Here is a 22,797-nt window from a genome sequence, read left to right as displayed (position 1 = left end):
TTTATTTTGAAATTAATATTTTACTAACTATATCATCAAACTCAACCTCAACTCCGTTTTGTAATTGATCTACAAATGTTATGGATTCGGTTAATGTTTCAGATTTAATATAAGCTTCGTTGTTTGCAATCGCCGTTTCTAATTCGGTTTGTTTTTGAATTTGAACGTGAATTTTATCGGTTACTTCAAATCCTGAATCTTTACGAATGTTCTGAATTCTGTTAACAATTTCGCGAGCAATACCTTCTTGCTTTAATTCTTCAGAAATTGTAATATCTAAAGCAACAGTAATTCCGTTTGCATTTGCTACCAACCAGCCTGGAATATCTTGTGATGTAATTTCTACATCATCAATTGTTAAATTAACAGTTTTTTCTGAGATATTTAAGTCAATATTACCATTTTTTTCGAGATAAACAATCTGTTCTTGAGAAAAGTTTTGGATCTCTTTTGCAATAGCGCCCATATCTTTTCCGAAACGTGGACCTAAAGCTTTAAAATTTGGTTTTATTTGTTTAACTAAAACTCCAGAAGCGTCATCTAACAATTCAACTTCCTTAACGTTTACCTCAGCTTTAATTAAGTCTGAAACTGCTTCTATTTCTGCTTTTTGTACAGCATCTAAAACCGGAATCATTACTTTTTGCAATGGCTGACGTACTTTTATCATTTCTTTTTTACGTAAAGAAAGTACTAATGACGAAACGGTTTGGGCTTTTTCCATACGGCTTTCTAATGCTTTATCAATTAAAGCTGGATTAGAAACCGGGAACGTTGCTAAATGTACCGATTCGAATGTTTCTTTATTTGTTGCTTGCGTTAAATCTTTGTAAAGACGATCCATAAAGAAAGGTGCAATTGGTGCCGAAAGCTTTGCAACAGTTTCTAAACAGGTATATAACGTTTGGTAAGCAGCTATTTTATCTTGTCCGTAATCCCCTTTCCAGAAACGGCGGCGACATAAACGTACATACCAGTTTGACAAGTTTTCTTGTACAAAATCTGAAATAGCACGTGCAGCTCGTGTTGGTTCGTAATCTGCATAAAATTCGTCAACGTTTTTAATTAACGTATTTAATTCAGATAAAATCCAACGGTCAATTTCTGGGCGTTGTTCTAACGGAACTTCAGCTTCGCTGTACGTAAACCCATCAATGTTTGCATATAACGAAAAGAACGAATAGGTATTATATATCGTACCAAAGAATTTTCTGCGAACTTCGGTAATTCCTTCTAAATCAAACTTTAAGTTATCCCACGGATTCGCGTTAGAAATCATGTACCAACGGGTTGCATCTGGTCCGTGCTCGGCTAATGTTGTAAACGGATCTACAGCATTACCTAAACGTTTAGACATTTTTTGTCCGTTTTTATCTAAAACCAATCCGTTAGAAACTACGTTTTTGTATGCATTTGTACCAAAAACTAAAGTTCCGATTGCATGTAAGGTATAAAACCAACCGCGTGTTTGGTCAACGCCTTCAGCAATAAAATCAGCTGGAAAAGCTTCATTATTGTCAATCATTTCTTTGTTTTCAAACGGATAATGCCATTGTGCGTAAGGCATTGCACCCGAATCAAACCAAACATCAATCAAATCTGCTTCGCGCTTCATTGGTTTTCCTGATGCAGAAACTAAGGTAATTTTATCTACTACGTTTTTGTGTAAATCTACTTTATCGTAATTCGCTTCAGACATGTCGCCTACAACAAAACCTTCAAAAACGTTTCCGTTATCAATTCCTGCAGCTTTTGCTTTAGCAATTTCGTTTACTAATTCTTCTACCGAACCAATTAAAATTTCTTCCGTTCCGTCTTCGGTTCTCCAAATTGGTAATGGAATCCCCCAGTAACGAGAACGAGATAAATTCCAATCGTTTGCATTTTTTACCCAATTTCCAAAACGCCCTTCGCCGGTTGCTTTTGGCTTCCAGTTGATATCGTTGTTCAATTCGAACATTTTATCTTTAACTTCGGTTACTTTTATAAACCAAGAATCTAATGGGTAATATAAAATTGGTTTATCTGTTCTCCAACAATGTGGGTAGCTGTGTACGTATTTTTCTACTTTAAAAGCTTTATTTTGCTCTTTAAGCATGATTGCGATTTCTACATCAACCGATTTTTCTGGAGCTTCGCCTTCGTTGTAATATTCGTTTTTAACATATTTACCAGCCATTTCGCCCATTTGTGGTACAAATCGCCCTTGTAAATCTACTAATGGTACTGCGTTACCATTTTCGTCTAAAACTAACATAGGAGGCACGCCAGCATCTTTAGCTACTTTAGCATCATCTGCACCAAAGGTTGGTGCTGTATGTACAATTCCGGTACCATCCTCAGTAGTTACGAAATCACCTGGAATTACCACAAATGCTTTTTCTGCATCTTCAAAAGGTAACACATAAGGCAATAATTGTTCGTAACGAATGCCTACTAAATCGGTTCCTTTAAATTCTTTTACAATGAAATATGGAATTTTTTTATCGCCAGAATTGAAATTAGCTAATTCAGCTTCGTCTTCAACAGCAAAAAACTTACCAGCAAATTGTTTTGCTACTAAAGCTTTTCCTAAAATAACAGTAATAGGCTCAAACGTATATTGGTTGAATGTTTTTACTAAAACATAATCAATTTTTGGACCTACGGTTAATGCTGTGTTAGATGGTAATGTCCAAGGCGTAGTTGTCCAAGCTAAAATATCGATTGGGCCAAAACCTTGTAAAAATTCTGGTAACGAATCTGCAATGGTTTTAAATTGCGCAACAATGGTTGTATCGGTTACGTCGCGGTATGAACCTGGCTGATTTACTTCGTGAGAAGATAAGCCTGTACCTGCCTTTGGTGAATATGGCTGAATGGTATAACCTTTGTACATCAAATCTTTATCATAGATTTGTTTTAGTAACCACCAAACCGTTTCCATGTATTTTGATTTGTAGGTAACATATGGGTTTTCCATATCTACCCAATATCCCATTTTTTCGGTTAAATCATTCCACAAATCGGTGTAACGCATCACCGTGCGTTTACATGCTTCATTATATTCTTCAATCGAAATTTTAGTTCCGATATCTTCTTTTGTAATGCCTAATTCTTTTTCGGTACCTAATTCAACAGGCAAACCGTGGGTATCCCACCCTGCTTTACGTTTAACCTGAAATCCTTTTTGTGTTTTGTAACGACAAAAAATATCTTTAATAGCACGTGCCATTACGTGGTGAATACCCGGTTGTCCGTTTGCCGAAGGCGGACCTTCGAAGAAAACGTAAGGTTTATTCCCTTCTCTTGACGTAATACTTTTTTCAAAGATGGATTGTTCTTTCCAAAATTTTAGCTCCTCAGCAGCCACATTTGGCAAATCAAGTCCTTTATATTCTGTGAATTTCGTGCTCATGATATTATATTTCAAAATAATTTTGCAAATTTAATAAAATAAGATTAATAATGTGTGTAATTTAAACATCTTCTACCAATAAGCGCTTCACTTCTGTAATTATTATGGTTCAACCATAATAATGTTTAAAATAAGTTAAAAAATATAATTTAAATCGGTTTTTATTGTTGATACAGTAACCCCATTTTTACACACGCAATTTTACACGTTGTTTGTAGTTAATATTGGGCTTAGCAGAGCAAAATAAATGCAGAAGTAATAAATAATTACTTAAAAATTACGTTTGTATGATTATCATTTTAATCAGATTCTAATGATTAATTCACATTTTTAAGAAATTCTAAATGTACTTTTGCAAAAAATAATAAAAACTCAAAATTGTTGTAAAATGGTAGTAAAAAACATTTTAAACTTGAGATTTGTAGCGCCAAAAACAAAAAGCGCTTTAAAATCAGTTTTATTTCTTTCAACTTTATTTTTATTAGGGGCATGTGCAGATAAACCCGAAACCGCTGCTCCCGAAAATTACTCCGTTAAAAACAACATTATTACCTTAACAGAAAACTCCACCATAAAATCCAGATTGGTGATTGCATCACCCACGGAAGAACTTGTAAATATTGATTTAGTAGTAAACGGTTTTGTAAAAGCAATTCCGAGTCAATACGCACAAATTGCTCCTCCATTTGCTGGGCGCATCACACAATCCTACATTAAACTTGGGCAAAAAGTAAATGTTGGTACACCAATATTTTCGCTTTCATCGTCTGATTATTATGCGGCACAGCAAGATTATTTGGCCAACGTGCAAGAACTAAAAAATGCTGAAATCAATTTAAAACGTCAACAAGATTTATTTGATAACGCTGTTGGTGTAAAGCGTGAACTTGAAGAAGCACAAACAGATTATAGCATTAAAAAGCTGGCAGTAGATAACGCAACGGCATCTTTACGTGTTTACAACGTAAATCCTGCAACTATGAAAATGGGCGAAGCTTTGGTTATTACCTCACCAATTGCTGGCACGGTAATAAGCAACGATTTAATTTTAGGCCAATATATTAAAGAAGATAGCGAACCTTTAGTAACCGTTGCCGAACTAAATAAAGTTTGGGTTGCTGCACAGGTAAAAGAAAAAGATTTGGCTATTTTAAATGATTTAGATGAAGTTGAACTTACATCAGAAGCTTATTCTAACCTGCCTTTTACAGGTAAAGTTGTAAACATTGGGCAAGTTGTAAATGAAGAAACGCGAAGCGTTGAAATTTTAATTGAAGTTGACAACACCAAAAACAGCCTAAAACCAGGCATGTACGTTAGCGTAAAACTTAAAGATACCGGTAAACAAACATTAGTTGTACCTGCAAAAGCTGTTTTTCAGCAAAACGACAGCCAATTTGTTTACGTGCAAGTTGGGCCCGATCAATTTAAAAAACAAAATGTAACAACTTTTTCTACAGAAGATGCGAATAAAACTGCCATTTTAGAAGGGTTAAATGCTACAGATAAAATAATTACTGACGGCGGAATTTATTTACTTCAAGCCAAATAAACTTCGTTTAAAAATACAAGCATGAACAAATTAATAGATCTTGCAATAGCAAAACGCTGGCTCATGGTAGCGCTTTTTACCTTAATTGCGCTATTTGGGTATTATTCATGGAAACAACTTTCTATAGAAGCTTATCCGGACATTGCTGACGTAACCTCGCAAGTTGTTACGCAGGTTCCGGGCTTAGCTGCCGAAGAAATTGAACAACAAATTACCATTCCGATAGAACGTGCTTTAAACGGTTTACCGGGCATGCACGTTATGCGTAGTAAAAGTACTTTTGGACTTTCAATCATTACCATTGTTTTTAAAGATGGCGTTGATGATTATTGGGCTCGAACCCGAATTCAGGAACGATTAAACGATGTAGAATTACCATACGATGCTGTTCCTGGTTTAGATCCGCTAACCTCACCAATTGGCGAAGTTTATCGCTATATATTAGAAAGCGAAACTTACGATTTACGTGAATTAACTGATTTGCAAAACTTTGTTATTATTCCGCGCATCAACCAAGTACCAGGCGTTGCCGAGGTAACTAATTTTGGAGGAATCACAACGCAGTATCAAATTGAATTAGATCCTAAAAAACTAGATCAATACAACCTTTCTTTAGGCGAAGTTGTTGAAACCATTGAAGAAAACAACATTAACGCCGGAGGAAGTGTTTTACCAAAAGGCGATTTGGGCTATGTAATTCGTGGGATTGGTTTAGTTAAAGATTTACAAGACTTTGGAAAAATTGTTGTAAAATCTGAAAAAGGGGTTCCTGTTTTATTAACCGATATAGGTACCTTAAAGTACGGAAATATTGAGCGAAAAGGTATTTTATCCTACACAGATCGTGAACGCGATTATAGTGACGGAATTGAAGGAATTGTTTTATTATTAAAAGGAGAAGATACATCAACCGTTCTTGAAGGAATTCACGAAGCGGTTCACGATTTAAACACCGATATTTTGCCAAAAGGTGTTACCATTCATCCGTTTTTAGATCGTACCGAATTGGTAAACACAACCTTAAACACCGTTTCTCATACGTTGATAGAAGGTATTGCTTTGGTTGTAGTTGTATTAATTATATTTTTAGGCAATTGGCGCGGTGCGTTATTAGTAGCTATTACCATTCCGTTGGCGTTATTAATTGCTTTTATTTTAATGCATTTTACCGATGTACCAGCCAATTTGTTATCCTTAGGCGCAATCGATTTCGGTATTATTGTTGACGGATCTATTGTAATGCTCGAAACCATTCTTAAAAAACGGGAAGATAACCCCAAAGAAGAATTAAAAGAACGCAGCATTGCAGATATTGCCAAACAAGTAGCTAAACCTATTTTCTTTGCCACCATTATTATCATGACGGCTTACTTGCCTTTATTTGCTTTTGAACGTGTAGAAAAAAATTATTTACACCCATGGCATTTACGGTAAGTTATGCACTGTTTGGCGCTTTGTGCGTGGCGCTTTTGCTAATTCCGGGGCTTGCTTATGTAGTTTACAAAAAACCGAAAAAAATATACCACAACAAATGGTTAGAAAAGTTAACCCATGCGTATTCAAAACGCATTAACAAAGTAATGGAAAAACCGAAAAAGGTTTTTTTACCACTTGCTGTAGTTTTAGTTTTAGCAACGGGCTTATCAATTCATGTAGGAAAAGATTTTTTACCCACGTTAGATGAAGGTTCTATTTGGCTGCAAGTAGAATTACCTCCAGGATTGTCAGTTGAAAAATCTAAAGAAATGGCCGATACGTTACGTGCACGTACCATGAAATATGACGAAGTTACCTACATTATGGTACAAGCTGGACGTAATGATGACGGAACCGACCCGTGGACCTCATCACATTTTGAAGTTTCAATCGGCATCAAGCCTTATAAACAATGGCCAAGCGGCAAAACCAAAGACGATTTAATTCATGAATTGGCAGCAGAATATGCAACATTACCGGGTTATACGGTTGGTTTTTCTCAGCCCATGATTGATGGGGTAATGGACAAAATTTCGGGAGCACATAGCGAATTAGCGATTAAGGTTTACGGTAACGATTTTGCCGAAACGCGTCGCATTGCCGAAGATGTAATGAACGAATTAAAAACCGTTGATGGTGCTGTTGATTTAGCTATTGATCAAGAACCGCCTTTACCGCAGTTACAAATTCATGCCAATCGAGATAAAATTGCACAATACGGATTAAATGTTGCTGATGTTGCTGAATTAATTGAGGTAGGAATTGGTGGTAAAGCCATTTCTCAAATTTTTATTGGTGATAAAGTTTACGATATTATTTGTCGTTATACCGACGAAAGCCGAAATACACCCGAAAAAATCGGTCATTTAATGTTGACTAATGCCGACGGAATTAAAATTCCGCTTTCTCAAGTTACCGATATTAAAACCAGCACCGGCGAAAGTACCATAACACGCGAAATGAATAAACGTCATTTAACCGTAAAGTTAAATTTACGCAACCGCGATTTAGGTTCCTTTTTAAAAGAAGCGCAAGATAAAATAGAAAAAAACATCACTTACGATCACGACAAAACCCATATAAAGTGGAGCGGTCAATTTGAAAATCAAAACCGCGCGTACGATCGTTTGGCCGTAATTGTTCCGCTGGCCATTTCTATTATGTTTATTTTATTATATGGTGCTTTTGGTAAACTACGCCAAGCTTTACTATTAATTAGCATTGTTCCGCTGGCTGTTTTTGGTGGTATGTTAGCGCTAAACGTACGCGGTATGACATTAAACGTATCGTCAGTAGTTGGCTTTATCGCTTTATTTGGGGTAGCCATTCAAAACGGGGTGATTATGATTTCGTACATCAACCAATTACGTAAAGAAGGACAAACTTTATTACACGCCGTATTAAACGGAGCAAAAGGCCGATTCAGACCGGTATTAATGACCGCAACGGTAGCCGTTTTAGGTTTATTACCTGCATCGCTTGCAACCGGAATCGGATCTGACGTACAACGTCCGTTAGCAACCGTAATTGTTTATGGTTTGTTATTTTCTACCATTTTAACTTTATATGCTTTACCAGCATTATATTATATGGTTGAGAAAAAATGGGGAAATGATGCTGAGTTTTTACCTCAAAAAGAAGATTTAGAATCGTAGTTATGAAAAAAATTAACCTAATAATGCTTGTGGCTTTAAGCGGATTATTCACAGCCATTTATGCTCAGGTAGAACAACAAAAAACGCTTACCTATTCTGATTTTATAGATTTGGTACGCAACAATAATATAGAATATGCTGCCGAGAAATTTGATGTTGCTATGGCAGAAGCCGAAATTTTAAGCGCTCGAGCTTTTGAAGATCCAGAACTTTCTGTTGGATATTTTGACAATGGCGAACGTAAAAAACAAATGGGTTATGGCTACGAAAGCGAATTAGAATGGACATTAGAATTGGGCGGTAAAAGAAAAGCACGAATTAATTTAGCAAAAAGCGAATATGCCCTTTCACAATCTATTTTATTAAATTATTTTAAAAATTTAAGAGCCGATGCAACCTTAGCTTATTTTGAAGCCTTGCAAAATAAAAAGGTTTTAGAAGTAAAAATAAATTCTTACGAAAGCATGAATGAGTTGGCTAAATCAGATAGCATTCGATTTAAATTGGGTGATATTTCTGAAGTTGATGCCAAGCAAAGTAAAGTTGAAGCAATAACTTTAAAAAACGATGTGTTTGTTGCTGAAGCAGCTTACAAAAATGCATTAATCAACCTGAATTTATTAATGGGAAATTTTCAGGCGCAAGCGTATCAACATATAATAGAAAACTTTCCGGTAATTGATAAAAGTTTTAGCCTTGAATATTTAATTTATCAAGCACAAGAAAACCGTAGCGATTTGGTTGCAGCCCTACAAAGTAAAGAAGTTTCTAAACGTAATGTAGCATTAGCTAAAGCAAACCGAGCTATTGATTTAGGGTTGAAGGTAAATGTAGAATACAACTCGATTGTACGTAACGAAGAAGCCGAATCGCCACGTTTCACCAAAGTTGGTGGTGGTATTGCAATTCCGTTAAAGTTTTCTAATCGTCGCAACAACGATTGGAAAATTGCAAAAATGGATTACGAAAAAACCGAACGTTTGTACGATTTGGCTTTATTAGAAGTTAGTACGCAAGTACAACAAGCGTATAATACATTTATTGCGCATCAAGAGCAAGTTAAAGCATTTAATACCGGATTACTAGAAAAAGCAAAAGCTGTTTTAGACGGTAAAACATACAGCTACAAACGCGGAGATACATCTTTACTAGAAGTTTTAGATGCGCAACGTACGCATAATGAAGTTCAGGAAGAATATTACGAAGCGTTGTACAATTACTTAGCTGCCTTGGTTGAACTTGAACGTGCAACCGGAACTTGGGATATTGTATTTTAAAGAAACAAAAAACAGCTTTTTAGAAATCTAAAAAGCTGTTTTTTGTTGTTAAAATCTGTATCCAATTGCTAATGAAGTTCGCGCTCCAGCCCAAGGTCCGTCAAAACGCATTCTAGCACCGTTTTCATTTACTTCAGCATGGTATTTTAATAACGGAATATCTAAATCATCTATTACTTCTCTAATTTTTTGCTGTTCTAAAGCAGTAAGTTTTTTGTTGCCTGATAAAGTTCCTTTAGAACTACCAATGTGCGGCCCAACAACCAACCAATCTAAATACAAGCGTTTGCTTAATTTCCATTGTGCACCTAATGAAATTCCACCAGAAAAAGCTTTTATATTTCCATCTAAATTAATTGTTTCTTTTGGCAGTAAATTCCCCGGAACACCAGGAATGCCAGATAAAACATTATCGTAAAAAAGCGGAAATTTAATATCGTAAGCAGTATAACGTCCAAAAACACCTACATAAAAACCTTTGTAACTTTCTTTACCAAAGTAAAAACGCACTTCTGGCGTTATGGCATAATTAGAATATTTTAAACCTTGAAGCTGATCTTTTGTATCTTGATTATCTAAAGCATCTTTAAACGCGCTATAAAACGGAATACCGCGCTCTGGCGTAATTCCGGCAGATAAACTAACAACCATACGTTTGGTAAGTAATCTTTCGTATTGTAATGAAATATTACCCACAGTTAATGACAATAAGTTTAGCTTCAGCATGTTTTTTCCTGGTTTAAACTCGTTCTTTTCTGTTACTGAGCTTGAAACGTTTGGTTGATTTGTTTCGGTTTCTGTTTGAGAAAACCCTAAAAAGCTAATCAGCAAGAAACTAAGCGTTAAAATTTTTTTCATAAATATTTTTTGTTTTTTTTAACAAATTTAGGCTTTTTTATGAAAAAACATCTTTTAAAATTTCTAAAGATTTTGGTCTTCTAAATCCATCTAAATGATACGAATAATATTCAACCAAAGTTTTTAAAAGCACTTGCCTTTCTGAAGCTTTAAAAATATTACGGGCAGCTCCGTAACGCAAGTTTAATAGGTTTTTAAACAACAAGGTTTCGTACTCATTTAACGATTCAAAACCTTGTTGGCTTACAAACATGCCTTCCTTCACATCAAAAAATGGCAAATCATCTTCATTATTATCTGGAAATATTCCTAAATATTTAGAAAGTTCTACTAAAAAAATTAAATGAAAATTTGCAACCTCGTCATGCGCATCTAACCACATAAACGAGGTAATTAAAAAAGTAAAAAGCCCTTCGTTTCGTTCTTCTTCTTTCACAGCGGCGCTTAAAACTTCAGACAAAAAAAGCACAATGGTACTTTTGCTAATATCGGTTGGAATAGAAAAATAAGGCGTGTGAATTCTAATTTCTTTAAAATGCTCTAAAGTTCCTTTGTTTTTATGCGTAGCAACAATATCTAAAATATTTAAAGGCTGAAAATAAGCTATTTTTTGTTGACTTTTTTTAGAGGAAAAAGCACTAGGTACAAAATACGTTTTTACCCCGTCTGTTAACGTGTAACATTTTACAATTAAACTTTTTTCATTGTATTTTAGGGCCGATAAAACAAGTGCTTGGGTATGAACAATCATGCTATTTTAAGGTAATGTTAAGAACTCTGTGAATAACTTTTACAGTAAATTTACCTAATTATCATTTTTTTTGGCTTACTTTAAAAAACATAATTAAGCGGTTTCAACTTGCACAAATATACAAGTAATCAAGGGGAATCGAGTGCAAATCTCGAACTGTTGCGCAACTGTAATACTTTGTATTAAGTAAAGTCAGATTACCTTGCTAACCGCCTGACATGGCTTTCGCACAAAAAGTAAATGTCAAACGTCTTCAAATTGACTATTCAATCTGCATGCGCTTGTTATTTACTTCTACATAATCACTAAAAATTGTATCATGAGTATTTTTGACAAACGTATTAACTACAAACCATTCGAATATCCGGAGATATTAGAATTTACAAATGCAATCAACAATTCGTTTTGGGTACATTCTGAAATTGATTTCACTGCCGATATCCAAGATTTTCATTCGCATCTTTCACCTAACGAACGCGAAATTGTAAAACGCAGTTTATTAGCTATTGCACAAATTGAAGTAAATGTAAAAACGTTTTGGGGTGATTTATATAAGCATTTACCAAAACCGGAATTTAATGGTTTAGGCAGCACGTTTGCCGAGTGCGAATTTCGCCATTCTGAAGCTTATTCACGTTTGTTAGAAGTTTTAGGATACAATAATGAATTTGAAAAAGTAATCGATATTCCGGTTATTGCCAAACGAATTCAATATTTATCTAATGCGTTAAAAAACTCAAAATCAGATAATAAAAAAGATTACTTAAAATCGTTAATTCTTTTTACGATTTTAATTGAAAACGTATCACTATTCAGTCAATTTGCCATCATTTTATCGTTTACGCGTTTTAAAGGCGTAATGAAAAACGTGAGTAACATTATTGCTTGGACATCAATCGACGAGCAAATTCACGCAAACGGCGGCATTTACATCATCAATAAAATTAGAGAAGAATTTCCTGATTATTTTGATGCCGAAACCATTCAAGAAATTAACGACATCGTGGTTCATTCAATAAACATTGAAGCCGAAATTTTAGATTGGATTTTTGAAAACGGTGAATTAGATACCATTTCTAAAGAAAACCTACTAAACTTCATGAAATTCAGAATTGACGAAAGTTTAGTAAAAATCGGAATCAACAAAATTTTCCACATTTCCGAAAGCAATTACCAACCTATGGTTTGGTTTGAAGAAGAAATTTTTGCAAACAGCTTAGACGATTTCTTTGCCAAACGCCCGGTAGATTATACCAAACACGACAAAAGTATTACAGCAGACGATTTATTTTAATTTTAGAGAAAGATTAATTTATGGAAAGATTATGGTGGCTTAATGAAGAAAGCGAACAAATATTAAATCGTGGTTATTTATTAAAAGGAGAAACCACCCAAAAAGCGATTGAACGTATTGCTAATGCAGCTGCAAAACGCTTATATAAACCCGAATTGGCCGAAGCATTTATTGAAATGATCGAGAAAGGTTGGATGAGCTTATCATCTCCTATTTGGGCAAATATGGGTACCGAACGCGGTTTACCAATTTCATGCTTTAACGTTTATGTACCAGATAATATAGAAAGTATTACGCACAAGTTAGGCGAAGTTATTATGCAAACCAAAATTGGTGGCGGAACTTCGGGCTATTTTGGTGAATTGCGCGAACGCGGAAGCGCTGTAACCGATAACGGAAAAAGTAGCGGAGCCGTAAGCTTTATGAAATTGTTTGATACCGCAATGGATACCATTTCTCAAGGTGGTGTTCGCCGTGGTGCATTTGCTGCGTATTTAGATATTGATCATTCAGATATTAAAGAATTTTTAGATATTAAAAACATTGGTAGCCCAATCCAAAACCTATTTACCGGTATTTGTGTTCCTGATTATTGGATGCAAGATATGGTTGATGGCGATCGCGAAAAACGCGAAATTTGGGCTAAGGTTTTAGAAAGCCGCCAACAAAAAGGTTTACCGTATATTTTCTTTACTGATAATATTAACCGCAATAAACCACAAGTTTATAAGGATAAAGAAATGCAAATTTTCTCGAGCAACTTATGTTCTGAAATTGCATTACCATCTTCGGCAGAAGAATCTTTTATTTGTTGTTTATCATCTATGAACTTAGAATTGTATGATGAATGGAAAGATACCGAAGCGGTTAAATTAGCTATTTTCTTTTTAGATGCTGTTTTACAAGAATTTATTGCTAAAACAGAAGATAACTATTACTTAAAATCGGCAAATACATTTGCTAAAAATCACCGTGCACTTGGTTTAGGCGTTATGGGATGGCATTCGTATTTACAAAAAAATAAAATTGCTTTTGAAAGTTTGGATGCAAAAATGTTAACCAATAAAATTTTCGGAAACATTCAAGAAAAAGCCGTAAAAGCATCTCAAGATTTAGCTCGCATTTATGGTGAACCTGAAGTTTTAAAAGGTTACGGATTACGCAACACAACCTTAATGGCTATTGCTCCTACTACATCATCATCAGCTATTTTAGGACAAACATCACCCGGAATCGAACCGTACAGCAGCAACTATTACAAAGCAGGGTTAGCTAAAGGTAACTTTATGCGTAAAAACAAATATTTAAAAGCTTTGCTTGAAGAAAAAGGAGTTGATAACGAAGAAACTTGGCGTAGCATTATGTTAAATCACGGTAGCGTGCAGCATTTAAGCATTTTAACTCAAGATGAAAAAGATGTTTTTAAAACGTTTAAAGAAATCAGTCAGTACGAAATTGTTTTACAAGCATCTATCCGTCAAAAATATATTGACCAAGCACAAAGTTTAAATCTTAATATTCCAGCAAACGTTCCGGTTAAAGAAGTTAACCGCTTAATGATTGAAGCATGGAAATTAGGTGTTAAAACTTTATATTACCAACGTAGTCAAAGCGTATCTAAAGAATTTGTTACCAATTTAGTAACTTGCACCAGCTGCGAAGCTTAAAAATAATTGAACAAATGACTTTAGAAGAAAGAATAAAAAACTCGGAAACACGCATTTTTAAAGCCGTGTTTCCGGGAACTACAAATCATTACGAAACCTTATTTGGTGGTACTGCTATGCACATGATGGATGAAGTTGCCTTTATTACAGCAACACGTTTTTCACGTCAAACCATGGTAACCGTATCTTCAGATCGTATAGATTTTAACAAACCAATTCCTGCTGGAACAATTGTGGAATTAGTAGGAAAAGTTATAAATGTTGGAAACACCAGTTTAAAAGTTGATGTTGAAATTTACGTAGAACAGATGTATGAAAACGTGCGTTACTTAGCTGTAAAAGGTCAATTCTCATTTGTTGCGTTGGATGAAAATAAAAAGCCAACAAAAGTTTTTAAATCCTAAAAAAAGCTAAACACAACTTTTTTATACTTTAGAAACGCATTTTCATGGGCTAAAAAACACCTTTTGTCGAATTTTTAGTGCATTTTAGTAAGAAAAGAAAATATTACTATAATTTAACCGTTTGTAATTTATTTACAATGTAAACCAGTAGTCAAGAAATAGATTTAAAAAATTAGGCTAATCAATAAAATAGGTATTATAAATCAATTATTTATATCTTTGAGGCATAATACTTTTAGCATACAAATACAATAAATTCTTTTTTTAACTGTTTTATATTGAAATGATTTGTAACATTTAACAATTTGTTTTGAATCGTTTTATGCTTTTAACCTAACTGACTAAATGATAATTAGTAATGTCTAGAAAAAATCTATTTCTATTTTTATTTGTATTGGGAACAATTTTTCCAGCAAATGCGCAAGCTAACTTTTCGCACGAAATTGGTGTCATAGCAGGTCCTGTAAACTTTAGATCTGATTTTGGACAAAGAAACAATTCTAAAAACAACTTTACTAACACTGGGTTTGGAGTTGGTTTGGTTCATTACATGAACTTTTCTTACACAGCAGATTGTAATTGTTATAGACCCGAAACCTATTTTAACGATCATTTTAAGATACGCACTGAGCTGAATTTTAATAAAACTAATTTAAAACATGAAGGACAGTGGGTTCAAGGAGATAAAACTTTCGCTAAACAGTTAAGAGCGATGAAAGGAGAAACTACCGTATTTGGATTTGGTATGCAATTAGAGTATTATCCGTTTTCGATCCGCGAATTTTCATATAACGTAGGTTCACTTGCACCATATGTAAGTTTAGGAGCTCAATACAATTTCTTCAAGCCAAAAGTTTGGTCTGACTATGGAAATGGAGATTTAAATGATCCTGCAGTGGTTTCTACTAAATATGTCGGAGCTCTTTCTAATGATTCTGGAAGTACATTTTCTATCGTTTCTAGTGTAGGAACGCGCTACAAATTATCTACTATGTCTGATTTACTGTTAGATTTACGTTGGCAATACTATTTTTCGGATTGGGTTGATGGTATGAATCCTGATAGAAGAATTTATAAAGAAAACAAAGCAAATGACTGGGTTGTTTGGTTAAACGTAGGTTACATTTATTATTTAAATTAATATATAAGCATAATAAAAAGGCGAGTTTTAAAACTCGCCTTTTTATTTATATCAATTGCAATGCTTGCTCTAAATCTGCTAACAAATCATCAATATCTTCAATACCAACTGATAAACGAATTAAATCATCAGTAATGCCGATTTCAGCACGTTTTTCTGCCGGAATTGATGCGTGTGTCATTGTTGTTGGGTGATTCGCTAATGATTCTACCCCACCTAATGATTCTGCTAAAGTAAATACATGTAAATTTTCTAAAATTTTAAATGCATCTTCCTGTTTTCCTGATTTTAAAGTAAAAGTTACCATACCACCAAAATCTTTCATTTGCTTTTTAGCAATTTCATGTTGTGGATGATTTTCTAATCCTGGGTAATAAACATGGGCTACTTTAGGATGTTTTTCTAAAAACTGAGCTACTTTAATACCATTTGCACAATGACGGTCCATACGTACAGCCAATGTTTTAATTCCACGTAAAACTAAATACGAATCTTGTGGACCTAAAATACCACCAGTGGCAAATAAATTAAAATGTACATCTTTAGCTAAAGCTTCTGAGTTTACAACTATTGCACCCGCAATTACGTCTGAATGTCCGCCTAAATATTTTGTAGCCGAATGCATTACAATATCAGCACCTAATTCAATAGGACGTTGTAAGTATGGTGATGCAAAAGTATTATCAACAGCAACTAAAACGTCTGCTTTTTTGGCTTTAACTGCATCGTTTACTGCTTTAATATCAACCACCTTCATTAATGGGTTTGTAGGCGTTTCAATCCAAACCATTTTTGTTTTATCGTTTACTAATGCAGCAACCGCATCAACATCAGTCATATCAACAAAATGAAATTTTAAACCGTACTTAGAATAAACGCGTAAATAAACGGTAAGAACCACCGTATAAATCATCCATCGCAATAATTTCGTCGCCCGGAGTAAAAAGTTTTAAAACTCCATCAATCGCAGCTAAACCTGAGCCAAAAGCAAAACCAGCAACTCCACCTTCTAAAGATGCTAAAGCATTTTCTAAAGCAGTACGCGTTGGGTTTTCACCACGAGAATATTCATATCCTTGGTGTTTTCCTGGCGATTGTTGTGCAAATGTTGATGTTTGGTAAATTGGAGTCATAACCGCTCCTGTAGATGGATCGTGTTTTTGTCCACCATGTATCGCTTTTGTATTGAATTTCATAGTATTAAATTTAAAGTACAAAGATACAAGAATCAAAATTTAAAACCGTTAAAACAATCCTTATAAAATTATCTGACTATAAAATAATTATATAAAGCAGTATTTTACCTATCTTTGTAGCTATTATTTTTTCTGAAAGATATATGATACATTCAATGACCGGTTTTGGTAAAGCTTCTAAACAATTGGCTACCAAAAAAATAACTGTCGAAATAAAATCTTTAAACAGCAAAGGTTTAGATTTAAATACACGTATGCCATCTGCATACCGTGAAATGGAGCTTGGTTTACGCAACCAAATTGCTCACGAACTGGAGCGTGGTAAAGTAGATTTTTCGTTATATATCGAAGTTACTTCAGAAGAAACGTCGACCAAAATTAACGCGCCCATCGTTAAAGCTTACATCAATCAAATGTTAGCTATTTTGCCAGAAGCTGATGCTACTGAATTAATGAAAATGGCTGTTAGAATGCCAGATACGTTAAAAACTGAACGTGAAGAAATTAACGAGGACGAGTGGAAAGAAATTCAATTGGTTATTAATGATGCGCTTGCACACATTAAAGATTTTAGAAAAACCGAAGGTTTATCTTTAGAAGCTGATTTTGTAAAACGCATTGAAAATATTCGAAACTTAATGCAACAAGCTATTTCATTTGACCCTGAACGTATTGCAAATGTTAAAGAACGTTTACGCAATGCAGTTGCTGAGCTTGAAACTACAATTGACGAAAACAGATTTGAGCAAGAACTTATTTATTACATTGAAAAGCTTGATATTACTGAAGAAAAAGTACGCTTAGGTAATCATTTAGATTATTTTATTGATACGTTAAACAGTAACGAAGCTAATGGTAGAAAACTTGGTTTTATTGCCCAAGAAATGGGACGAGAAATTAACACCATGGGGTCTAAATCAAATCATGCGGAAATGCAAAAGATTGTAGTTCAGATGAAAGACGAACTAGAAAAAATAAAAGAACAAGTACTAAACGTACTATAATTACTAAAACAACACAACAACATAATGAGCAAAGGAGGAAAACTAATTGTTTTTTCGGCACCTTCAGGATCTGGAAAAACAACAATAGTTCGTCATTTACTAGAACACCCTGAATTAAATTTAGAATTTTCTATTTCAGCAGCTACTCGTCAACCCAGAGGTGAAGAAATTAACGGAACAGATTACTATTTTATAGATCTGAAAACTTTTAAAAACCATATTAAAAATGAAGATTTTGTAGAATGGGAAGAAGTTTACCGCGATAATTTTTACGGAACCTTAAAAAGCGAGGTAGAACGTATTTGGGCCATGAACAAAAATGTTATTTTTGACATTGACGTTGCCGGTGGATTACGAATTAAAAAGAAATTTCCGGAACAAACCTTGGCCGTTTTTGTTAAACCGCCAAGCATTGACGAGCTTAAAATTAGATTGAAAAAACGATCTACAGAAAGCGAAGATAAAATTAACATGCGCATTGCAAAAGCTTCTGTAGAATTAGCTACTGCACCGCAATTTGATATCATTATTAAAAATTACGATTTAGACCAAGCCAAAGAAGAAGCATATAACTTGGTTTCTGAATTTATTAAATAGCAAATTATGAAAGTTGGTTTATATTTCGGAACGTTTAATCCCATTCATGTAGGCCATTTAATTATTGCAAATCATATGGTTGAACATTCAGATTTAGATCAAATTTGGATGGTGGTAACCCCGCATAACCCACATAAAGTAAAAGCAAACTTGGTTGACGATCACCACCGTTTACATATGGTACATTTAGCAACTGAAGGTTACGATAAAATAAAACCATCTGATGTTGAGTTTCGTTTAGCACAACCCAATTATACCATAAATACATTGGTACATTTGGAAGAAAAGTTTCCGAAACATGAGTTTTGTTTAATTATGGGCGAAGACAATTTAAAGTCATTTCATAAATGGAAAAATTACGAAGTAATTTTAGAACGTTATTCGGTTTATGTTTACCCCAGAATTTCTGTAGGCAAAGCAGAAAATGAATTAATAAAGCACCCACATATTCATAAGGTTGAAGCACCAATAATAGAACTTTCGTCAACCTTTATTAGAGAAAATATAAAACAAGGAAAAAATATTGCGCCTATGATTGATCATAAAGTTTGGCAATATATTGATCACAACTTATTTTATAAGAAATAAAAAAACGGAACCTTTCGGTTCCGTTTTTTTTATCTTCTTTTAGATACAACTCGTTTAGCTTGTTTAGGTTGCGAATCGGCATCTTTTTGCGAACGCATAAACTGAATATATCCATCACCCATAAACACATAATTTGTTCCAGAGCTTAAATGGTATAAATAAATTGAATCATCATATCCGTTATTTATTAAGGTTAATTCAAAATTTTCATTACCATCAGGGAATTGCAGTTGTAACCTTTTTATTTTAAAGTTATTGGTGTTAGAAACGTAATAAAAACCACCATAATTCCAATCTATATAATTAATTGGTGTGTTTAAAGGGCTATTAGATGATACGAATTCATTATTAAATGTTTCAAATCCTAAAAAATTCTCTTCATCAAACAAGTTCGGAACTCCCCCTTCAGCAGATATTTTACGCCAAGCAACAAATTCTTGCAAAAGTAAACCTACGTTGTTATAAACCACATATTCGTAATTGTAATCGTTTTTATAATAACCATTTAATACGTATGTTACGCGTTGGTTACGGTCGTACAACTGAATTTGGTTTTGATTAACAGAAATCAATTCTAAAAAATATCTTCCATCTAAATCATGCGTAACTTCAACGCTATTATATCCTAATTTGTAATAACCAACATCAATTCCAAATCCATTCCCTACATAACCTAAGCCAGAAAAGTTATTATTTGCAAATAAAGTTCCGCGACTAAAGGTAATTGTTATGGCTTTATCTAAAAACGGAACAGCACCAGCGCCATAGGTACGGCTATGATCTATTTCCCACAAATCATAACTTTGTAATATGTTCGAGTAATCTACATCTGCATAATAATCGTCAGTAGATGAACAAGATGCTAAAGTAAATAATACCAAAGCAGTAAATACATAAAATATTTTTTTCATAACTAAAAATGATAGAAGTAAAACTAGCTTTTGGCGTTCTAGTTCTCTAAATTAAAAAGCTAAAATACAACATTTTTAAACGCGTTATTAAATTATAACATCTACATATAGCACTTTTAAAAAACGAAACAAAAGCAAGCATTATTTAATTTTTGCTTGTCATTTAATAATAATTTTAAATAAAAAGTATTAAAATTTTACCACATTTTAATATTACAACCCAAGTAAAAAAGCAGCTTAATTAAGTTTTAGGATATATTAAACGTATATATTGAATTTAATTAATTAAATTTGATGTTTCCAATTTTTAAATAAAAATGAGCAACGATAAAAAATTTGCAGTTATTGGAGGCGGTAGTTGGGCCACAGCTATTGTAAAAATGTTATGCGAAAATTTATCCGAAATTGTTTGGTATATGCGTAATGAAAACGCAATTCAGCACATTTTAGAAAATAACCATAACCCAAATTATTTAGAAGCAATTGAATTTGATGTTAATCAGTTACGATTAACCAAAGATATTAATGAAGCGGTTAGAAGCGCAGATTATTTAATTTTTGCCATTCCATCAGCTTTTTTATACGAAGAACTAGAAAATCTAACCGAAAGTTTAGATAACAAAATAATTGTTTCGGCAATTAAAGGTATTATTCCAGAAACCGGACTAATTGTTGGTAAACATTTTCAGGAAACCTATAACGTTCCGCTAGAAAATATTGGCGTTATTACTGGTCCATGCCATGCTGAGGAAGTTGCTTTAGAGCGTTTATCTTATCTTACCATTGCTTGTAGCAATGAAGAAAATGCTTGCGCAGTTGCAAAAAAACTAAGCAGCCATTATATTAAATGTAAAATATCTGATGATATTATTGGTACCGAATATGCTGCCGTATTAAAAAATATTTATTCTGTAGCTGCAGGAATTGCACACGGATTAGGTTACGGAGATAATTTTCAAGCTGTTTTAATGAGCAACGCCATTCGAGAAATGGACGGCTTTATTAATAAAGTTTATGATACCGAACGTAACATTAACGACAGCGCCTATTTAGGCGATTTATTGGTTACCGGCTATTCTGTTTTTTCTAGAAACAGAACTTTTGGTAGCATGGTAGGTAAAGGTTACACCGTAAAATCAGCACAAATGGAAATGCGCATGGTTGCCGAAGGATATTATGCAGCAAAATGTGCTTTTTTAATGAACAAAGTAATTAATGCTGAAACGCCAATTATTGATACCGTTTACAACATTTTATATTTAGGCAGAAATCCTAAAAAAGAATTTAAAAAATTAACAGAAAAATTAAATTAATTTTCAATTTAATTTCATCTTTACAAAAATAGCAATTCCAAAATCACAACAAATTGAAATTCAACGCGTTATGGTTTTGGAATTGTTTTTTACAAAAAACATAAACAACTGTAAAACAACAACTTAAACACAATTCCCTTGGAGGAAAAATTAAGTTTTACATTTGTTGCTTTAAAACTTTAACTATGGAAAAAGCGGCTACGGCACAAGTAGATCATTTAATCAATCATCCTGGCATTTTAACAGCATTTGGTATTGCAGTTATTATAATGCTTTTGTTAGATTTAGGTGTTTTTAATAAAAAAACGCACGAAGTTTCTAATAAAGAAGCCTTAAGTTGGTCTATTGTTTGGATCAGTTTGGCAATGGTTTTTAGTGGAATTATTTATTGGTTTTTAGATCGTCCGGCTGGCACAACCGATAATTTTTCAAAATTTCAAGCTGCTTATTGGATAGAAAAAGCCCTGTCTGTAGATAATTTGTTTGTTTTTATACTGGTTTTCAAGTTTTTTAAAATTCCAAAAGCATTTCAGCACAAAGTACTATTTTGGGGTGTTTTAGGAGCTTTAGTTTTCAGAGCCATATTTATTTTTGCTGGGGTTGAGCTAATTAATTTAACCTATTTACCAGCATTCTCAATCGGCGATTGGCATTTTAACTTAAGCAATCATGCGACAGAAAGCGTAAATTTTGTTACTAACGAATTTTTTAGACCCAATGTTATTTTAACCGTTTTCGGACTATTTTTAGTTTATGCCGGAATTAAATCTTGGGGAGATCATAGCGATGATGAAGAAACCGATTTAAGCAAAAACTTTGGAGTACGTTTAGTACATAAGTTTTACAAAGTTTCTCCTGATTTTGATGGTGATAAATTTTTTACAATTCAAAACGGAGTAAAAATGGCAACACCATTATTGGTTGCCGTTGCGGTAATAGAAATTACAGATTTAGTTTTTGCGGTAGATAGCATTCCGGCAATTTTTGCCATTGCTCCAGACGATCCGTTTATTTTATATACCTCAAACATTTTTGCCATTTTAGGGCTACGTTCGCTTTATTTTTTACTAGCGAACTCAATGGATGTTTTCTCTAAATTGAACTACGGATTGGCTGTTATTTTAACCTTTATTGGTATTAAAATGCTTATTATGCCATTCTATCATTTTGATTCAAGCGTTTCGCTTACCATTATTGGTTCGGTTTTAGCATTAGCCGTTATTTGGTCGTTAGCTGTTAGAAAGAAAAATACAGAAATAAAAGAATAAAAAAATCGGGCAAATGCCCGATTTTTTATTTTAGTAAAACCCCACGAACATTCATTACCGGAATGTCAGTTGTTGCTTTATCATTTATTGTATTGGTTTTAAAAACAAATACTTTATCTAAAAGCTGATTGTCTTTAAAAAAACTAACCATAAACTCGTTGTTAAGCTGTAAAACATTGTTTTCTAACAACTCAACCTTTATTGCTGTTTTAGGTGCTATTTCTTTAAATGCATGTCTAAAAGTACCTGTTTTACGCATTTCTCCATTAAGGGTTCCGTAAGCTTTAGAAACAACAATAACCATTTCTAAGGTTTGGTCCGAATCGTTAATTAAATGTGCGTACCAAGAATTTTCCTGAAAATCATCATTCCATTCTTTAACTGCAGCAACATAAACATTTTCTACTTTAGGAAATATAATATCTTTTTTCATTGCTTTAAAATATGT

16 protein-coding genes, 2 pseudogenes and 1 riboswitch are annotated in these 22,797 nt (G+C 33.7%); of the genes and pseudogenes, 12 read left to right on the top strand and 6 right to left on the bottom strand.

What is annotated here, in order from left to right; translation table 11 throughout:
* Window position 1: 1 nt before the first annotated feature.
* Window positions 2-3,397 (bottom strand): isoleucine--tRNA ligase, encoded by a 3,396-nt coding sequence (gene ileS / locus K5I29_RS11475; RefSeq protein WP_264433470.1) that lies wholly within the window; start codon window positions 3,395-3,397, stop codon window positions 2-4.
* Window positions 3,398-3,785: 388 nt separating this feature from the next.
* Here ileS and K5I29_RS11470 point away from each other — a divergent pair, with 388 nt between their 5' ends.
* The 3 genes and pseudogenes from K5I29_RS11470 (at window position 3,786) to K5I29_RS11460 (ending at window position 9,357) form a co-directional block, all read left to right on the top strand.
* The gene (locus K5I29_RS11470) at window positions 3,786-4,949 is read left to right on the top strand and encodes an efflux RND transporter periplasmic adaptor subunit (RefSeq protein ID WP_264433469.1); all 1,164 of its coding nucleotides are present in this window, start codon (window positions 3,786-3,788) and stop codon (window positions 4,947-4,949) included.
* Window positions 4,950-4,970: 21 nt separating this feature from the next.
* Window positions 4,971-8,080: pseudogene (locus tag K5I29_RS11465) on the top strand (efflux RND transporter permease subunit).
* A 2-nt stretch (window positions 8,081-8,082) separates the two neighbouring features.
* Window positions 8,083-9,357, top strand: coding sequence for a TolC family protein (locus K5I29_RS11460; protein WP_264433468.1), 1,275 nt, complete (start codon window positions 8,083-8,085; stop codon window positions 9,355-9,357).
* A 48-nt stretch (window positions 9,358-9,405) separates the two neighbouring features.
* Here the strand turns inward: K5I29_RS11460 and K5I29_RS11455 are convergent, their stop codons facing one another.
* Together K5I29_RS11455 and recO are read right to left on the bottom strand one after the other, a co-directional pair.
* The gene (locus K5I29_RS11455) at window positions 9,406-10,215 is read right to left on the bottom strand and encodes a DUF3575 domain-containing protein (protein ID WP_264433467.1); all 810 of its coding nucleotides are present in this window, start codon (window positions 10,213-10,215) and stop codon (window positions 9,406-9,408) included.
* A 37-nt stretch (window positions 10,216-10,252) separates the two neighbouring features.
* Window positions 10,253-10,966 carry a DNA repair protein RecO gene (gene recO, locus K5I29_RS11450; protein WP_264433466.1) on the bottom strand — a complete coding sequence of 238 codons (714 nt, stop codon included), beginning with the start codon at window positions 10,964-10,966 and terminating at the stop codon, window positions 10,253-10,255.
* A gap of 110 nt (window positions 10,967-11,076) precedes the next feature.
* A riboswitch (adenosylcobalamin (AdoCbl) riboswitch) is annotated at window positions 11,077-11,215 on the top strand.
* Between the two features lie 70 nt (window positions 11,216-11,285).
* On the opposite strand from recO, the gene K5I29_RS11445 reads away from it, so the two are divergent.
* From K5I29_RS11445 to K5I29_RS11430, 4 genes are all read left to right on the top strand, one after another.
* A complete protein-coding gene (locus tag K5I29_RS11445; RefSeq protein WP_264433465.1) occupies window positions 11,286-12,260 on the top strand; it encodes a ribonucleotide-diphosphate reductase subunit beta in 975 nt (324 codons plus the stop codon).
* 20 nt (window positions 12,261-12,280) lie between these two features.
* Window positions 12,281-13,927 carry a ribonucleoside-diphosphate reductase subunit alpha gene (locus tag K5I29_RS11440; RefSeq protein WP_264433464.1) on the top strand — a complete coding sequence of 549 codons (1,647 nt, stop codon included), beginning with the start codon at window positions 12,281-12,283 and terminating at the stop codon, window positions 13,925-13,927.
* Window positions 13,928-13,941: 14 nt separating this feature from the next.
* Entirely contained in the window at window positions 13,942-14,331 is a 390-nt protein-coding gene (locus tag K5I29_RS11435) for an acyl-CoA thioesterase (RefSeq protein WP_264433463.1), read from the top strand.
* 358 nt (window positions 14,332-14,689) lie between these two features.
* Window positions 14,690-15,472 (top strand): THC0290_0291 family protein, encoded by a 783-nt coding sequence (locus K5I29_RS11430; RefSeq protein WP_264433462.1) that lies wholly within the window; start codon window positions 14,690-14,692, stop codon window positions 15,470-15,472.
* Window positions 15,473-15,518: 46 nt separating this feature from the next.
* On the opposite strand, the pseudogene K5I29_RS11425 reads toward K5I29_RS11430, so the two are convergent.
* Window positions 15,519-16,605 (bottom strand): annotated as a pseudogene (locus K5I29_RS11425) (trans-sulfuration enzyme family protein).
* Window positions 16,606-16,811: 206 nt separating this feature from the next.
* Between K5I29_RS11425 and K5I29_RS11420 the strand changes: the two are divergent.
* From K5I29_RS11420 to nadD, 3 genes are read left to right on the top strand one after another with little or no spacing between them, the layout of a single operon-like run.
* Window positions 16,812-17,672: a YicC/YloC family endoribonuclease gene (locus K5I29_RS11420; protein ID WP_264433461.1), complete on the top strand. Its 861-nt coding sequence runs from the start codon at window positions 16,812-16,814 to the stop codon at window positions 17,670-17,672.
* 24 nt (window positions 17,673-17,696) lie between these two features.
* The gene (gene gmk, locus K5I29_RS11415; protein ID WP_264433460.1) at window positions 17,697-18,269 is read left to right on the top strand and encodes a guanylate kinase; all 573 of its coding nucleotides are present in this window, start codon (window positions 17,697-17,699) and stop codon (window positions 18,267-18,269) included.
* 6 nt (window positions 18,270-18,275) lie between these two features.
* The gene (nadD, locus tag K5I29_RS11410; RefSeq protein ID WP_264433459.1) at window positions 18,276-18,857 is read left to right on the top strand and encodes a nicotinate (nicotinamide) nucleotide adenylyltransferase; all 582 of its coding nucleotides are present in this window, start codon (window positions 18,276-18,278) and stop codon (window positions 18,855-18,857) included.
* A gap of 29 nt (window positions 18,858-18,886) precedes the next feature.
* Here the strand turns inward: nadD and K5I29_RS11405 are convergent, their stop codons facing one another.
* The gene (locus K5I29_RS11405; RefSeq protein WP_264433458.1) at window positions 18,887-19,768 is read right to left on the bottom strand and encodes a nicotinic acid mononucleotide adenyltransferase; all 882 of its coding nucleotides are present in this window, start codon (window positions 19,766-19,768) and stop codon (window positions 18,887-18,889) included.
* A gap of 317 nt (window positions 19,769-20,085) precedes the next feature.
* Here K5I29_RS11405 and K5I29_RS11400 point away from each other — a divergent pair, with 317 nt between their 5' ends.
* Together K5I29_RS11400 and K5I29_RS11395 are read left to right on the top strand one after the other, a co-directional pair.
* Complete coding sequence (locus K5I29_RS11400) at window positions 20,086-21,081, top strand: NAD(P)H-dependent glycerol-3-phosphate dehydrogenase (RefSeq protein ID WP_264433457.1); 996 nt, start codon at window positions 20,086-20,088, stop codon at window positions 21,079-21,081.
* Between the two features lie 185 nt (window positions 21,082-21,266).
* Window positions 21,267-22,349, top strand: coding sequence for a TerC family protein (locus tag K5I29_RS11395; protein ID WP_264433456.1), 1,083 nt, complete (start codon window positions 21,267-21,269; stop codon window positions 22,347-22,349).
* 25 nt (window positions 22,350-22,374) lie between these two features.
* Here K5I29_RS11395 and K5I29_RS11390 read toward each other — a convergent pair whose 3' ends face one another.
* On the bottom strand, window positions 22,375-22,782 hold the full coding sequence (locus K5I29_RS11390; RefSeq protein ID WP_264433454.1) for a hypothetical protein: 408 nt from the start codon (window positions 22,780-22,782) through the stop codon (window positions 22,375-22,377).
* Window positions 22,783-22,797 lie beyond the last annotated feature (15 nt).

Origin of the sequence: Flavobacterium agricola (assembly GCF_025919725.1) — a bacterium.
Taxonomy (GTDB): Bacteria; Bacteroidota; Bacteroidia; order Flavobacteriales; family Flavobacteriaceae; genus Flavobacterium; species Flavobacterium agricola.
This window is presented reverse-complemented; position numbering and strand designations above follow the sequence as displayed.